Annotated in this window: 11 protein-coding genes; 9 read left to right on the top strand and 2 right to left on the bottom strand. The window is 70.1% G+C overall.

Annotation, left to right across the window (positions count from 1 at the left end; genetic code table 11):
- Nucleotides 1-324 precede the first annotated feature (324 nt).
- The 4 genes from HUA76_RS43430 to udk are packed head-to-tail and all read left to right on the top strand — an operon-like array spanning nucleotide 325 to nucleotide 5,680.
- Entirely contained in the window at nucleotides 325-2,412 is a 2,088-nt protein-coding gene (locus tag HUA76_RS43430) for a hypothetical protein (RefSeq protein WP_174464248.1), read from the top strand.
- A 7-nt stretch (nucleotides 2,413-2,419) separates the two neighbouring features.
- The gene (locus HUA76_RS43425; protein ID WP_174464247.1) at nucleotides 2,420-3,310 is read left to right on the top strand and encodes a protein tyrosine phosphatase; all 891 of its coding nucleotides are present in this window, start codon (nucleotides 2,420-2,422) and stop codon (nucleotides 3,308-3,310) included.
- Between the two features lie 22 nt (nucleotides 3,311-3,332).
- Nucleotides 3,333-5,030 (top strand): DUF692 family multinuclear iron-containing protein, encoded by a 1,698-nt coding sequence (locus HUA76_RS43420; protein ID WP_174464246.1) that lies wholly within the window; start codon nucleotides 3,333-3,335, stop codon nucleotides 5,028-5,030.
- Nucleotides 5,031-5,041: 11 nt separating this feature from the next.
- Complete coding sequence (gene udk, locus HUA76_RS43415; protein WP_141643739.1) at nucleotides 5,042-5,680, top strand: uridine kinase; 639 nt, start codon at nucleotides 5,042-5,044, stop codon at nucleotides 5,678-5,680.
- A gap of 13 nt (nucleotides 5,681-5,693) precedes the next feature.
- Here the strand turns inward: udk and HUA76_RS43410 are convergent, their stop codons facing one another.
- On the bottom strand, nucleotides 5,694-6,728 hold the full coding sequence (locus tag HUA76_RS43410) for an alpha/beta fold hydrolase (protein WP_174456666.1): 1,035 nt from the start codon (nucleotides 6,726-6,728) through the stop codon (nucleotides 5,694-5,696).
- A gap of 51 nt (nucleotides 6,729-6,779) precedes the next feature.
- Between HUA76_RS43410 and HUA76_RS43405 the strand changes: the two genes are divergently transcribed.
- The gene (locus tag HUA76_RS43405; RefSeq protein ID WP_174456665.1) at nucleotides 6,780-7,694 is read left to right on the top strand and encodes a hypothetical protein; all 915 of its coding nucleotides are present in this window, start codon (nucleotides 6,780-6,782) and stop codon (nucleotides 7,692-7,694) included.
- A 40-nt stretch (nucleotides 7,695-7,734) separates the two neighbouring features.
- Here the strand turns inward: HUA76_RS43405 and HUA76_RS43400 are convergent, their stop codons facing one another.
- Nucleotides 7,735-9,933 (bottom strand): PQQ-binding-like beta-propeller repeat protein, encoded by a 2,199-nt coding sequence (locus tag HUA76_RS43400; RefSeq protein ID WP_174464245.1) that lies wholly within the window; start codon nucleotides 9,931-9,933, stop codon nucleotides 7,735-7,737.
- A 98-nt stretch (nucleotides 9,934-10,031) separates the two neighbouring features.
- Here HUA76_RS43400 and HUA76_RS43395 point away from each other — a divergent pair, with 98 nt between their 5' ends.
- From HUA76_RS43395 to HUA76_RS43380, 4 genes are all read left to right on the top strand, one after another.
- On the top strand, nucleotides 10,032-12,200 hold the full coding sequence (locus HUA76_RS43395) for an HTH domain-containing protein (RefSeq protein ID WP_254614878.1): 2,169 nt from the start codon (nucleotides 10,032-10,034) through the stop codon (nucleotides 12,198-12,200).
- Between the two features lie 67 nt (nucleotides 12,201-12,267).
- Complete coding sequence (locus tag HUA76_RS43390) at nucleotides 12,268-13,182, top strand: HEAT repeat domain-containing protein (protein WP_141648073.1); 915 nt, start codon at nucleotides 12,268-12,270, stop codon at nucleotides 13,180-13,182.
- A complete protein-coding gene (locus tag HUA76_RS43385) occupies nucleotides 13,160-13,810 on the top strand; it encodes a hypothetical protein (RefSeq protein WP_371745625.1) in 651 nt (216 codons plus the stop codon). Before HUA76_RS43390 ends, HUA76_RS43385 begins: the two co-directional genes overlap by 23 nt.
- Nucleotides 13,811-13,908: 98 nt before the next feature.
- Entirely contained in the window at nucleotides 13,909-14,928 is a 1,020-nt protein-coding gene (locus HUA76_RS43380) for a biotin--[acetyl-CoA-carboxylase] ligase (RefSeq protein WP_174464244.1), read from the top strand.
- Nucleotides 14,929-14,967 lie beyond the last annotated feature (39 nt).

The following is a 14,967-nucleotide window of genomic DNA, read 5'->3' as shown; positions in this document are numbered from 1 at the left end:
GTCCGTGTCGCCCTGTGCCTTTGCCGGGGCGTTGGCGCCCTCCTCGCTCGAACGGCACGCGAACATCATGCTGCCCACCGCGAGTGCGCACACGACACCCATGACGGCCCTGGGGTTCCGCCTCATTTGCTGCCTCCGTGTCTTGGAATCGCCGGAACCTCCGACAGCAGGCGGGCGCGAAAGGTTCCGCGCGTTCCCGTCAGACGCAGTCGCGTCACGTTGGAACGCCAGGGGCGCGGTCGTCAGGGACCCTTGCCCGCACGGGACATGCTCCCGTGTCGGTACGCTCCTTGCTCAAGGCGACGTCAAAAGGGTGACGCCGCCATGATGATCTTCTTGAGAAACACCGCCGACGGTAATGACACCGCCATCACCACGGCCAATCCGGCCATCCTCATCGCGAACTACACCGGGACCTACCCCAAGCTGAACAACGCCACCCGCGTCGTCCCCTGGTACTCCATCGACGCGGATCCCCAGGTGTTCGGAAGGCGGCTGCTCACCGTGGCGGCGGCGGACCCCGTGTGCCGCGCGCTCGTCGCACGCGCCACCACCGTCTGGGGGCTGGATTTCTCCATCAACGCGGGGGCGTTCGTCACCGAGGCGGTCCAGAAGCAGTACCTGAAGCTGCTCAAGGTCTGGCTGAGCCCGCTGTCGGGCAACCTGGGCAGTCGCGATGCGCACCGCTCCACCGTGGACGAGCAATACAACCGGCTGTGGAGCAAACACGGGCTCAATCAGGCGACGCTGAACAACCTGGCGAACCTGCCCTTCTTCAGTGAGCTGAATGTCGCGGGTCGCCGGGATCGCATCCAGATCTATCGCAACGTCACGGAAGCGGCCCGCGCCATCGTCGGCGAAGTCACCTCCTGGCCCTCGCGCACCATCGAGAAGATCTCGGTGTTGTCACTGCTGCGCAGCAGGGGACTGGCCGCGCTCCAGCTGCAGATGCTCGACGCGGTGGCCGCCGCGGTCGCCGCGCCCACGGCCACTCCCGCGATGTGGGAATACCTGCCGTACTATCTTCGAGGCATCGCGCTGGAGAAGTCGGGCCCGGGTCAGGCCCTGACCGCGCTCCAGGTGGCGACTCGCGTGCTCGGAGCGCTGCATGACTGCCTGAACGACTCCCCGGCGACGCGTGCCCGAGCGAACGCGCAACACATCGCTGACTTCCAGGGGCTCGACGGCGGCAAGGAGTACCGCCGTTGGCGGATGTTGCCACCGGTGGCGAGGTACCAGGTGATGATCAGCGACCTGGCGCGCATCCTGCCGGGTGGCAAGGCGCACAGCGCTCACATCCGGGTGGAGTTCGACCATGCCACGCTGGGAGGACTCCCCGGCAACGTCGCGGGATGCGGCGGGTGGCCGGTGACGATGCGCGTCCATCAGAGCGCGACACCGCATGACCCCGGCTACGGAAACCCGGCGGCCAATCCCTTTCCGTTCGCGACGGGGTGGAGTCGCAACGAGTTCTGTCCCAACGTCGTCTCGTCGAGACTCATGCTCGCGCCGCTCTACGCGGGCACGTCGGGCCACAACCAGGGGCGCATCCTGGCGTGGCTCGCGCTCGTGCCGACGGTGCCCGCGCTCGCCAACATCCCCTTGGGGCTCGTCATCTCCGCCGGCTACGCCGTGCTCTGGCGCTTGTATTACGACAAGCGGGTGAGTGGCTTCCACACGATGTTCGAGACCTTCCAGGGCTCGCACGCCGACGCGACGGTCCGTGATTTGAGCGCCATTCCGCGCGTCGATGGGGACGACGTGTGGAATGCCGTGTTGAACCGTTCACCGGGTGGACAGACGCAGGTGCGGTCGTTCTGGCAGGACTGCGTCGACCTCTACAAGAAGACGGGCGCGAACCTTGGCCGGGAGCTCAAGGCGGCGACGGCCCAGGCGCGTGAGCAGGTGCTCGCGGCCTGCCCGGGCTCGGTCATTCCCCGGTGGAGCACGACGGGCGACGTGGACCGCACGGGCACCGAGGTGGATGTGTGGGCTGGTGACAAGAACCAGGAGGTCCTTCGCGAGTACGCGGCGTGGCAGCGCCTGGTCCGGGGCGAGTCCGTGCCTCGGCCCCTGTTGGATGGGTCGATGGGCGCACTCATGCTGCACCAGGAACAGGCGCCCAGCCTCCAGCCCGCACAGCGGTTGACCCTCCAGGCGGATATCGCCGCCGCGATTGGCGCGCAGAACTACCTGGGCGACCCCCAGATGAAGAAGCTCTTCCACAAATGGCTGGTCACGCATTCCTCCGACAAGACGACCGACGAGGAGGAGAAGAGGAAGCGCGACGACGAGGTTCAGAGAATCCGCTCGATGTTCGATAAGCTCACCCAGGGGAATGCCGGGCCTGTCTTGGCGATTGCCGGCCCGAATCTGGGGCTTCCTCCCATCACGGATGAAGGGCACGTCTGATAGGCCCATGCGCATACCTCCTCTTGCTCCCGATGCGACGTCCGCGGTGCTCGTTCTCGACGACGGGGGCGACGAGGCGCGCCTGCTGCGCACGACGACGCGGCCGCCGGACATGGTGGGGTTGGACACGCACGGTCTCTCGGAGCTGCGGTGCTCGGGGAGTGCCCAGCTCTCCGTGGCGGGCTTTCGCGACCTGGTGCGGCGACTCGAGGGCGTGAGCGCTGAAGCGCTGCACGTGTTCGACCTGCGCCAGGAGTCACATGGCTTCCTGAACGGCGTCGCGGTGAGCTGGTACGCCGAGTCCAACTGGGGCGCGGCGGGCCTTTCCGACGAGGAGGCGCTGGGGCTGGAGGCCGGACGGCTGTGGCTGCTCGCGCGCTCGCGGACGGCGAGGGTGGGCGATGCCGGCACGGTGAAGCGCCGTGAGCCCCTGGTCTCCACCGAGTGGGAGTGTCGCGACGTCCGCGATGAGGCACGGGCCTTCGAGCTTCCGCCGGAGCGCTACGTGCGACTGCCCGTCACCGACCACACCCGGCCTCGCGACGAGACGGTGGAGCGCTTCATCCAGAAGGTGCGTTCGCTGGACGAGGGGGCGCACGTGCACCTGCACTGTCGGGGAGGCAAGGGGCGCACCGCCACGTTCATGTGCCTGCTGGACATGCTGCGCAATGCAGAGAGGCTCTCGCTGGACGCGCTGCTCACGCGCCAGACGCGGCTCGGTGGCTATGACCTTCGCAAGGAGGCGGACCCCACCAGCCGAAAGGCCCCGTACATCGCCGAGCGCCGGGCCTTCCTGGAGCGGTTCTACGCCTATGCGCGGGAGAACCCCGGCGGTGCGCCGCTCGGATGGTTGGCGTGGCTTGCTCGGCAGCCCATGAACCCCGAACACAAAGCATGAGCGGTGGTCTAGGGTCCGCCGCATGACGCAGGCTGTTTCGGACGCATGGACGTTGCCCTGGCGGGGCCTGGGGCTGAGCAGCAACCTGGGCGCGGCGGACATCCCGCAGCCCTACCGGCTGCTCGACGCGTCACCGGGCCTCTTCGACTTCGTCGAGTACAGCGCGCCCCTGTCCCTGGACGAAGCGCGCGCCCAGGCGTCGCTGTTCCCCGAGATGTGGAGCCGCCGCTCGGATGTGCCTGTGCTCTTTCACCCCGTGCATCTGAACCTCTGGGGGCCGGAGCTGGAGCCTGTCTCCGTGCTGAAGGACCTGGACGCGCACGCGCGCGCCGTGGGCAGCCCGTGGGTGGGCAACGACGTGGGCTGGTGGCACGTGGGGGGCCAGCCGTTTCCGGGCTACCTCTACATCACGCCTCCCTTCAACGAGGCGGGGCTCAGCGACTGCGTGGCGCATGCGCTCCATGTCCAGGCCCACCTCTCCATGCCCCTGGTGCTGGAGAACCCCGCGGTGCTGGCGCGGCGGGGCGAGTGGCACGTGCTCGACTTCCTCGCGAAGCTGCACGCGCGTACGGGCCTGCCGCTGCTGCTCGACCTGGGGCACCTCTTCAGTCACCAGCTCGCGTCCGGTCTCCCGCTGGAAGCCGGACTGGATGGGTTCCCCCTGGAGCAGGTCGTCGAAATCCACATCGCGGGCGGTGTGGTGACGCGCCGCGGGGCTCGCGGCTTCTACGTCGATGACCACACGCAGCCGGTGCGCGAGGAGCTGTTCAAACTGTTGGAGTCCTTGCTACCGCGTTGTCCTTCCCTGCGCGCCGTCACCTTCGAGGGCGATGGTCACCCCGCCGAGGTGGCGCAGGTGTCACTGCGTCGCCTGCGCGCGATGATTCCTTCGGGAGAGCGGCCTCCGCTGCGCCTGCGCGCTCCCGAGGCTCGCACGCCGACCCCGCTGACGGGTGACAGCCGCCCCTGGGAGCTGTTCGAGGCGGGCCACGGCCTGGTCCCCACGGGTGCGACGGAGGACCCCGAGGGCACGCTGGCGGACCAGGACTTCCGGCTGGCCGTGGTGGCGGAGCTGCTGGACAAGGACTGGCCGCTGTCGCGCCTGCTCCTGGCGGGAACACGCGAGGACCTGGTGGCCTTCACCAGCTCGCGCGAGTACCGAAACCTCTTCGAGGGGGGAGGGCGCTCGCTGCCGCAATCCTTCTCCACCTGGGCGATGCGGCGGCTGCGCGAGCGGCCCGATGACGGGGCTTCCGCCGCGCTGAGCCTGGAGATGATGGCGCCTACCGCGTTCATGAAGGCGGTGCCCGCACCGGGGGCGGGGCAGGTGGGCATGGTGGACGAGGTCCGGCCCGGGAGCTTTCCGGCGGACCTGTCCGAGCTGCTCTTCGCGGCTCGGGCCGTGCGCCGGCACCTCACCTCCCGTGCGTGGGCATGTGGGGAGCTGGAGCTGTCCGGGCTGGAGGCCCTGGCGCAGGTGGCGCGGCGCCCGGGAGCCTCGCCGTGGACCTTCGCGGTGCGACGCAAGTCCCCGGGACATGAGCTGTTGAGCGTGTCGCGGGGGCTGGCGGAGCTGCTCCGGGAGCTGTCCGCCCGTCCCCGGGCGGTGGAGTCGGTGCCCCCGGCCCTGCTGGCGGAGGGGCTCCATCACCGGCTGATCCGCCTGGGTGACACCCCCGGAGTGGACCGAACCCTTGCACCTGCCCGTCCGGTAGGGTAGGTCGCGCCGCAATGACGTCGTCACCCCTGGTTATCGGCATCGCGGGTGGCACCGCGTCCGGCAAGACCACCGTCGCCCGAAAGGTCCGTGAGGCGCTTGCCGACTGCCGCGTGGCCTTCATCGATCAGGACTCGTACTACCGGGACCTGAAGGACCTCCCCATCGCGGACCGCCGGGAGGTGAACTTCGACCACCCGGACGCGTTCGACACGGACCTGCTGGTCAAGCACCTCCGGGAGCTGAAGGCCGGACGCCCCATCCAGAAGCCCGTCTATGACTTCGTCACCTCGTCGCGTCAGCCCCGCACCATGGGCGTGGACCCGGGGGACATCATCCTCATCGAGGGCATCCTCGTCCTGCACATGAAGGAAGTGCGCGACGAGATGGACGTGAAGATCTACGTCGACGCGGACGATGACCTGCGCATCCTCCGGCGCCTCACCCGCGACATCAAGGACCGGGGCCGCGACTTCGACCACGTCGTCAGCCAGTACCTGCGCCACGTGCGCCCCATGCACATGGGCTTCGTGGAGCCGTCCAAGCACTTCGCGGACATCATCATTCCGCACGGCGGCAACAACGAGATCGCCATCAGCATGCTGGTGGGCGCGTTGCGCGGGAAGCTCTCCGCGCCGCAGCCCCGCGAGTAGCGGAGGGCCGTCTTCAGCCCACGCGCCGGAGGAAATCCCCCAGCGGCGCGTGCAGTCGCTCCGGCTCCGTCAGCAGGGCCCCATGGTCTCCGGGGCCGGGCAGCTCCACCATCCGCGCGCTCACGCCCGCGGCGCTCAGCAGATGGTACGTGTCCCGCACCCGGTTCACCGGCGCCAGCACGTCCGAGCTCCCCGCCAGCAGCAGCACCCGCGCGCGAATCTGCGAGAAGCAGTCCGCCACGTCGCAGCCCGCGTAGGCCGAGCACAGCGTGGCCCACGACGTGGCATCGAAGCGGTCGGCGAAGTCCTCCGCCTCCGCGTCCAGGGCGGCTTTCGCCGTGTCGACGTCAGGGAAGGTGCGGGACAGGTACTCCCGTCCGTACAGCAGCTTCTGGAAGTCCAGCCGCAGTCGCCGCATCGTCTTGCGAGGCTGAGCGTCCGGCTCGTACAGGCCCTCGCGGAAGTCCGGGTCCGCGCGGAGCAACTGCCACGCCAGCCCCAGCTTCTCGCGCACGCCCTCGGGCAGCGCCCGCGCCGCGCCGATGACGACCACCGAGTCCGACAGCTCTGGGAACAGGGCCGCCAGTCGCAGCGCTACCTGGCCTCCCAGCCCCACGCCCACCAGGCCCCGGACGCGGTTCAGCCCGCGGGCCCTCAAGAGCGCGGACACCCCGCGCGCCATGTCGAGCACGGTGAGCGGCGGCAGGTTGAGCCCCAGCCGCTCGCCCGTCTCCACGTCCACCGTCGCCGGTGACGTGCTCCCGAAGGGACTGCCCAGGAGCCCCGGGACGACGATGGGCATGATGCCCGGGTCCAACGGCCGCCCCGGCCCCACCACCTCCCGCGCCCATCCCGACGACTGGTACGCGGAGTCCTCCACGGGCCCGAGCGCCCGGTGCGAGTGAGATAAGTCGTGCAGCAGCACCACCGCTTTGCCGTCGCACGGTTCCCCGTAGGCCTCCCAAGCCACCTGGGGGTTGCGCAACAGCTCTCCCTCCTCCAGAGGAAGCAGCGAGTTGAACAGGTGGGTGCCGGTGGCCTGGATCACGTTGGGGAATTTTCATATCACTGCCTGCTCCACCGCACAGGAGACTGCCGCTTGAAGCGCTATTTCGGAGTCATTGTCCTCGTCGCTGGTGTGCTGCTGGGCGCCATCATGAGCTACCGCAGCGCCAGTGCCCGCACCAAGGAGGCGCAGCGTGAGGCGGACATCCAGCGCATCCACGCCGACTATCTGGAGCGCGTCTCCTGGATACGGGTCAACCCTGACGACAACGCGTATCGCGAGGAGTTGAAGCCCTTCTTCAAGAGCTACTTTGAGCAGGTGGACGACCACCTGAAGGCGTTCAACGGCAACAAGAACTTCGACAACTACCTGCAGGAGCTGGAGAAGCGCGCCGACAGCGGCAAGGACGAGCGCGCCGGAGATCGCAAGGCGTTCTACGACTACACGCGCAAGGTCTTCGACAGTCTGCGCGAGGGGCGCTACCGCCCGGTGTGGACGGCCACGGACAAGGGCATGCGGCTGGATGTCGTGTCCTCGGACGTCATCATGGTGATGGGCAAGCCCCAGGTGCGCTTGCAGCTCGCGCTGTGGGGCGCGCAGCGGACGCTGAAGGACGAGGGCAAGGTGCGGAAGATGATCACCAGCGCCTCGTTCGACACGGTGTGGAAGCTGACCGACGCGAAGGGGAAGCTCCTGGGCGAGATGCGCGGGAGCGACCCGTCGATGAAGGTCGACCACCCGGAGCGCTTCATCGCGGAGTTCCCTCCGCAGATGGTGCTGGGCCACTACGACCTGGACCTGATGCCCATCGAGGTGGCGAAGATGGACATGACCATCAACATCTCCTCGCGCGCGGCCTCGGGCGGTGACGCCACGGCCTCCTACGTGTGGAAGCTGGACGTGCCCTCCGAGTGGAAGCTGGGTGCGGGCGAGACGTGGGAAGGCGCCACGCAGGAAGAGCGCCCCGAGGACGAGATCGACCCGAGCAAGAAGGCCGCCGCGAACTAGCGGCCTTGGGGAGGAGGGGGCGCGGTGGGACTTCGCGCCCTCACTCCACGACGGTGAAGTGGGAGCCGAGCCGGTACGCGGACAGCGTGCCGGTGTCGTCCAGGAAGTAGAGGTTGAGGCGCACGTCCGCCTGGAGCGCGACGAGCCCCAGCCCGGCGCGGACCTCCGCCAGCACCTGGCCCCCGCGAGGGTCCACCGCGCGCACCTTCTCGCCGGCCAAGAGCGTGACGCCTCGCGCGGTGCGTGCCGGCAGCGCGCCGATGAGGGGCTCTCCCGCGGCCCCCACGCGCCAGTCCACCGTGCCCGACGCGGCCACCCGTGCCGCCGCGCCAGAGGCGCTCGTCACCACCACCGCGCGCGGCAGGGGTGACAGCGCATAGGGGCCCGGCCCCAGGTTCAGCGGCCGTTCCCACACCCGCTGTCCCTTGGCGTCCAGGCACAGCAACATGCCCTCGCGCTCGCGCTCTCCCGCGATGAACACCCGCGAGCCCACGGGCAGCGGCGCGGAGGGGTGGGTGAGGTTGGGCTCGTGCGTCCACGCCGCCTCGCCCGTGTGCGCGTCCGCCAGCAGCAGGGCCCAGTGCGAGCCGCGTCCCAGCAGCGCCAGGAAGCGCCGTCCCCACGGCACGGGGGCGCCATGGAAGGGCATGGGCGCGCGCATGCGGTAGCGCACCTGGCCGTCCTCCAAATCCAACCCGTAGACGTAGCCGGAGTCCGTCGTCACCAGGGCCCGGTGTCCCTGTGTCGTCAGCCAGCTTCGCTGCGTGCGGGGAGGCGCCAGCCGCCACACCTCGCGTCCGGTCGCCTCCGCGAAGGCCACCACGGTGCGGTCCTCGGAGAGGGTGAGCAGCAGCCCATCCTTGCGCAGCAGCAACGGCCCCAGGGGGATGCCGTCGTGGTCATGTAGCCAGCGCGCACCCGTGCCCCGGCCCGTGAAGCCGTACACGCGCGACAGGTCCGCCGCCACCGCGTGCCCATCCGCCGACGCGGCCACGCCCAGCGCCGCCGCCCGCTTCCACAGTCGCGAGCCGTCCTTGCGCGAGAAGGCCACCGCCGCCTGGGGCGCGCAGCACACGGGCCCATGACGCCCCAGCAACAGGCGGGACTCCTCCGCGTCCTCCAGCCCGCGCTGTTCCCACAAGCGGTCGAACCGCAGCCGCCGCAGTCGACCGGGCACCTTGAGTGGCTTCGACACGCTCTCCGCCGTCCTCGTCCGCTTCTCGCGGGCCGCGCCGGTCTGCTCCGGGGGCTCCACCGCGCCGCGCAGGTGGGACAGGCCCTCCCGGCACCGGTCCGCCAGCTCCACCAGATAGGGGTTGCTCACCTGTGCGCGGTCTTCCTCCGCGAACGCGGCGGCGAGCGCCTCACCCAGGTGGAAGAGGGCGGTGGCCAGGGTGCCGCCGGTGAGCGCGAAGGGCGCTCCGGTGCGCCCCGTCCGGGCCTTGCCCGTTTGAAGGTCCAGAAACAGTGGAGTCCGGGCGCCCGCGGGCTCCAATTCGAAGCGCGCCTCCCCCAGCTCCACCGCCCGGGTCAGCTCCACCGCCTGCCGCGACAGCTCCAGCACGGTGAGGAACGGCGGGGCCTGCACCTTCCACGCGTCCGGCCGGCCGGGCAGCGCCAGCCACACCTCACCAGCGCCCAACAGGGAGGCCAGGGTTCCGGATGCGCCCCGCTTGCCGCCCTCGCGACTGGCTCGCGCGCCGGCGTCCTTCAGCTCGAAGCCGAAACCGGGTGTTTCAGGCGGCTCCACCCGCTTCACCGACGGGCGGGCGGGCTCTTCCTCCGGGGGCCTCGCCGGGCGACCGAGCTGTTTCAGGGGCTCCGCCAGGGCCTGGGCCAGGGGCCCGGACACTGCTCGGGGCGCCACCCGGGTGACGTCCGACAGGAATCGCGCGCCGGTGCCCCGGACCGCCTCCGTCAGCTCCTCGGCGTCCACCCGCACGGGGGGGCGCATCAGCCGGGCGGGGCGGGCGAGGCTCGCCACGAGGAGCTCCACCTCCGCGCCGACCCTCCGGAGCACCAGCTCCAGGTGGGCCTCCGCCAGGGAAACCTGGGCCAGCCCACGCCCCCCTGTATGCAAGGAGGCCACGGCGCGCACCAAAGCGGGAACGACTTCTGCTAAGGACTCCTCCACCGCGCCGGACAGCAGGTCCACTCCATCCAGTTCCAGTGCGATGGAATCCAGCGGGGAGGCCGAGGGTTCGCGTTTCCAACGCTGTCCGATGCGTATGCGGGTCATCTTCGGTTCGTTGACAAGCCAGTTTACCGATGGCTAGCATCCGCCGCCCATACGGACCTACATTTTTGTAACCGTTCGGAATTCTTGGGGAATACTCGATGACATTTTACGAGGCCGCGCTCCGAATCCTGGAGAGCGAAGGTCGTCCCCTCCACTTCCTTGAAATCACCGAGAAGTCCATCCAACAAAGCCTGCTCTCCCACGTCGGCAAGACGCCTGAGGTGACGATGCTCTCGCGTCTCGCCGCCATGGCGCGTCGCACGAGGGACCGCAAGGTGATTGTGACCGCGAAGGACACCTTCGCGCTGGTGGATTGGTCGATTCCCGAGGATGTGGAGGCCCTGGCGCAGACTGGCGTAATCGAGCCGAATCCGGAAGAGGACTTGCCGCCGCTGCGTCCAGCGGAGCGGCATCCGGAGCCGCGCACGGACAATGTGCGTGCGGCGGGCAGAGGCAGCGAGCGCAAGCGCCGGAGGGACGAGGACGAGGAGCGGGGTGGAAAGCGCAAGCGCTTCCCGCCGCTGCCCGAGGTGGTGTTCGAAATCCTCAGCGACGCCGAAGCCGGGCTGCGCACGGAGGTCATCATCGAGCGCGCTCGGAGCAAGGAGCTGTGCGCCGAGGACCTCACGGTGGAGGCGGTGCTCACGGCGCTGTTGGAGGACAACCAGCGTCGCATCGACGCGGGTCGGCGTCCGCAGTACGCGTTCAACAAGGACTCCGGAGAGGTGACGCTGGAGCGCGCGGGTTCGCCGAGCGAGGCTCCGTCGCTGGAGCTGCAGGCCGCGTTCGCGCAGGCGCTGGGCATTCCCCTGGAGGCCGGGCGTCCGGTGCTGGCCCGTACGGCGGCCACGGCGGCGGCGGGAGAGCCGGTGGTCGACGCCGCGCTGCTCGCCACGCTGCGCACGTCGCTCAAGGATGCACGCCGTGCCGTGGCGCGCGGGCTGCGCAAGCGCCTGGGCGAAGCGGACGTGGGCACCTTCGAGAAGTCCGTGGTGAAGATGATGCACGGGCTGGGCTTCCGCGAGCTGAAGGTGGCCAAGCGCTCCAAGGAAGGCCCCCTGCTCACGGCGCGCAAGCGCGAGGGCAGCGTGGAGCTTCGCTACGCGGTGCGCATGCTGAAGGGCGCGCCCGCCATCGACCGCAAGTCGGTGCAGGAGCTGCGTCGCGACCTGAGCCACTACTCGGCGCAGGTGGGTCTGCTGGTGAGCGCGGGTGACGTGCGCGGGGATGCGCGCACGGAGGCCCAGGCCAGCGGCTCGCTGGTGATGTTGTGGTGTGGCGACGCGCTGGGTGAGAAGTTCCTGGAGGCCGAGACCGCCGTCACCATCACCCGGGTGGAGCTGTACGAGGTCGACGAGACCTTCTTCGAGGCCGCGAAGCTGGACGCCGAGGAGGCCCAGAAGCGCCGCGAGGAGCGTCAGCGCGAGAAGCAGACGCGCGACGACGAGTCCCCGGAGGTCGCCGCCGCCGCTGCTTCGTCGGAGCGGCCGGAGCGTCCTCCCCGCGAGAAGCGTCGCCGGGAGCGCGAGCGAGACCGCGACAAGCAGCGCGAGGCCCGCCCGAGTGACGAGGTCGAGGTCTCCTCCGAGGGAGCCGAGGCACGCGGAGGCGGAGAGTCCGCCGCCGAGGGCCGTGAGAGCTTCCCCGCCGCGCCCGTGTCCCCGCCGCAGTCCACGGGGGCCGAGGACGAGGAGGGCGATGACGGGGATGACGACGAGGACGACGACCTCGAGGCCGCGAGCGCCTTCGTGGGTGCGCGTCCCGAGGGCGGAGCCGCGGAAGGCGGCGATGCCTCGCAGGGTGACCGCAAGCGCCGCCGCCGCCGTCGTCGGGGTCGCCGCGGCCGTGGCAATCGGGGCACCGAGGCGGGTGCCACGCCTACGGGTGAGGCCGGTGCCGCGCCTACGGGTGAGGCCGGTGCCGCGCCCCAGGGCGAAGCAGGGGCCGTCGCTCCGGGCGAGGCCGCGCCTTCGGGCGAAGCCACCGCCGCGCCTCAGGGCGAGGCGGGAGCCGACACCCAGGGCGAGACCGTCGCCGCTCCGGCGCGGGTCTCCGAAGAGGAGGCTGTCGCCGCGCCCCAGGTTGGCGTCGAGTCCACGGAGGAGGGGCGCATTGCTCCCGCCGCCGAGGCCTCGCCCACGGAGTCTCATCGGGATGTTCCTCCGCCCCCGCCGGCCACCGAGTCGACGCAGGCGGGTGAGTCGCACGAGGTGCGAGAGGCTGCGCCTCTTCCGGCTCGGAGTCCGTCCGAAGGGGGAGAGGGCTGACACGGTTCGTCGCGGAGGGTGGGATTGGCCGGCACGGGCTGTCCCCGGGTGTTAGCCTGGGGGAGCGATGAAGCCGGCCTTGATGCTCGCCATCTGCGTCGTCCTCCTTGGCGCCTGCCGGTCGCAGGCGCCAAGCTACCCGGTGGCGCCGGTGGATGTGTCCGGCGCCACGGTGCGGGACAACGCCCTGCTGGGACTCGCGCCCGAGGGTGTCGCGACGTTGTTCACCCAGGCGTTGAGGTCCTCCCGTCGCTTCGAGCTGAAGGGCGAGGAGGGGCCCCGCGAGGTGCGTCCCTGGCGCCTGACGCTGGATGTCCCCTTCACGCGCGAGGTGCTGAAGGACGGGGACCCTCGCAGCTACGCGGAGGTGGGCGCCAACCTCGTGCTGGAGCGCTTCGGCGGTGAGCTGCCGCAGCACTACGAAGTGGTGGGCCTGGGCGAGGCGCCGGTGCTGGAGGACTCTCCCTCCGGACGACAGGCCGCCATGCGCACCGCGCTGGAGTCCGTGCTGCGGCAGGTGACGGACTCGGCGGTGATGCAGCTGTCCGCGCTGGATCGCACCGATGAGGTGCTGGTGCAGGAGCTGCGCGCGGATGACACGCGCGTGCGCGAGTTCGCCCTGCGCACGCTGGCCGAGCGTCAGCACCCCGCCGCCGCGCCGCTGCTCATGGATCGGCTGAAGGAGTCCTCCGACGGGGACGTCCTGCGCAAGACGATTGGCGCGCTGGTGGAGATGAAGGCGCGCGTCGCCGTGCCGGCGCTGATTGACCTGGCGCGGGGGCGCGACAACGGCTTCGTGCAGGAGCTGGTCTTCGCCGTGGGGGAGATTGGTGGCCCCGAGGCGGAGGCGTACCTGTATACGGTGGCCCAGGGGCATGACGCGCCCGCCGTGCAAGCCGCGGCGCAGCAGGCCCTGGAGACGCTCTACGCATCACGCAAGCACATCACCGCGGAGGCGCGTGGTCGGGACCACGCGGACTGACATCGAGATGACGCGTTCGTTCGGAGTGGGTGGCGCCGTCCTTCTGGCCGCCCTGATGCTGGGGAGCGGCTGCTCCAAGCGGGTGGAGGCGGAGCCGGAGAAGCAGTCCGCGTCTGGCGACGTCTCGGACTACTACCCGCTCGCGGTGGGCAACCGGTGGACGTACCGGGTCAACGGTCGCGCCGACAAGCTCGTCACCGTGGAGATCCTCAAGCAGGAGGAGGGTTACTTCCACGACAACCAGGGTGGGCAGCTGGCCGTGGACGCCTATGGCCTGAGAGACCCCAAGCGCTACCTGCTGCGGGGGCCCCTGGAGACGGGCCACGCGTGGACGAACGTGGTGTCGGTGTCCTCCACGGAGCGCTACCAGATTGTCCAGGCTGGGGGCTCGTGTGACACGCCCGCGGGCAGCTTCCCGTCCTGCATCCAGGTGGAGGGGCGCAACCGGGTGGATGCCCAGGCCACGCTCATCAACACCATGACGTTCGCCCCGGGGGTGGGCATGGTGCTCCTGGAGACCGCGCTTGAGACGGCGAGCCAGCGCATCCCCCAGACGCGCCTGGAGCTGACGAAGTACGAACTGGAGGGCAGCCGTCCCTCTGGAGCGAGCACCCCGCCCGCCGGCTGACCGCCGGGCTGGTGAACAGGGAGGGGCAGGCGTTGGGGCGGGCGAGTTGAAAGCCCGTCCGCCGGTCCGTACCCTTGCGCCTCGTGCGAGGTGCCGCCGTGCCCGTGGAATCGACTGAGCAGACGCAAGAGGAACTCATCCTGGGGTTCCTCTCCGAGAGTGGTGACGACTACACCTCTGGCGAGGCCCTGTCGGGCAAGCTGGGCCTTTCCCGCACGGCCGTCTGGAAACGCGTGGAAGCCCTTCGCACCAAGGGCTACCGCATCGAGGCCATCCCCGCCCGGGGCTACCGGTTGGTGGAAGTGCCAGACCGACTCACCTCGCTGGAGGTGGCGCCGCTGCTGGAGACCCATGACCTGGGTCGTACCCTCCACCACCACGCGGTCCTGGGCTCCACCAATGAGGTGGCCTTCCGCCTGGCCCAGGACGGGGCCGAGCACGGCGAAGTCGTCGTCGCCGAGCAGCAGACCTCGGGCAAGGGCCGCCGGGGACGGGTCTGGGTGTCCCCGCCGGGGCTCAACCTGTACTTCTCCGCCATCCTCCGTCCGGAGCTGCCGCCCCAGCGGGCCCCGGAGCTGACGCTGGTGGCCGCCGTGGCGCTGGCGGAGACGCTGCGCGAGGCCGGTACCGACGCCGCCATCAAGTGGCCCAACGACGTCCAGATTTCGGGGCGCAAGGTCGCGGGCATCCTCACCGAGCTGTCGGCCGAGCCGGAGCGGGTCCACTTCGTCATCGTCGGGGTGGGGGTCAACCTCAACTGCCAGTCCGAGCACTTCCCGGAGGAGCTGCGGGAGACGGCCACCTCGCTGTCGCTGGCCCGGGGAGAGCGGGTGAACCGCGCCCAGTTCGCCGCCCGGCTCTGGACGCGCATGGAGGAGTGGCTGGACCTCTATCTGGAGACGGGCTTCGACGCGGTGCGGACCCGCTGGAAGGAGCTGTCCTCCACCCTGGGGCAGGACGTGCTGGTTCGTACGGACCGCAACGAGCTGCGGGGGCTGGCGGTGGACATCGACCCGTCGGGGGCGCTGCTGGTGCGCACGGAGTCCGGGCAGGTCGAGCGCGTGCTGGCGGGCGACGTGGAGCAACTGCGGCCCCGGCAGTCGCCGCGCTCGAAGTAGGCGCGGGGCAAGGCGGTCCTCGACAAGTCACCTTCGGAG

It is taken from the genome of Myxococcus sp. CA056, assembly GCF_013336715.1.
GTDB lineage: Bacteria > Myxococcota > Myxococcia > Myxococcales > Myxococcaceae > Myxococcus > Myxococcus llanfairpwllgwyngyllgogerychwyrndrobwllllantysiliogogogochensis.
The sequence above is the reverse complement of the archived record's forward strand: the minus strand, read 5'-3'. Positions and strand labels throughout refer to the sequence as shown.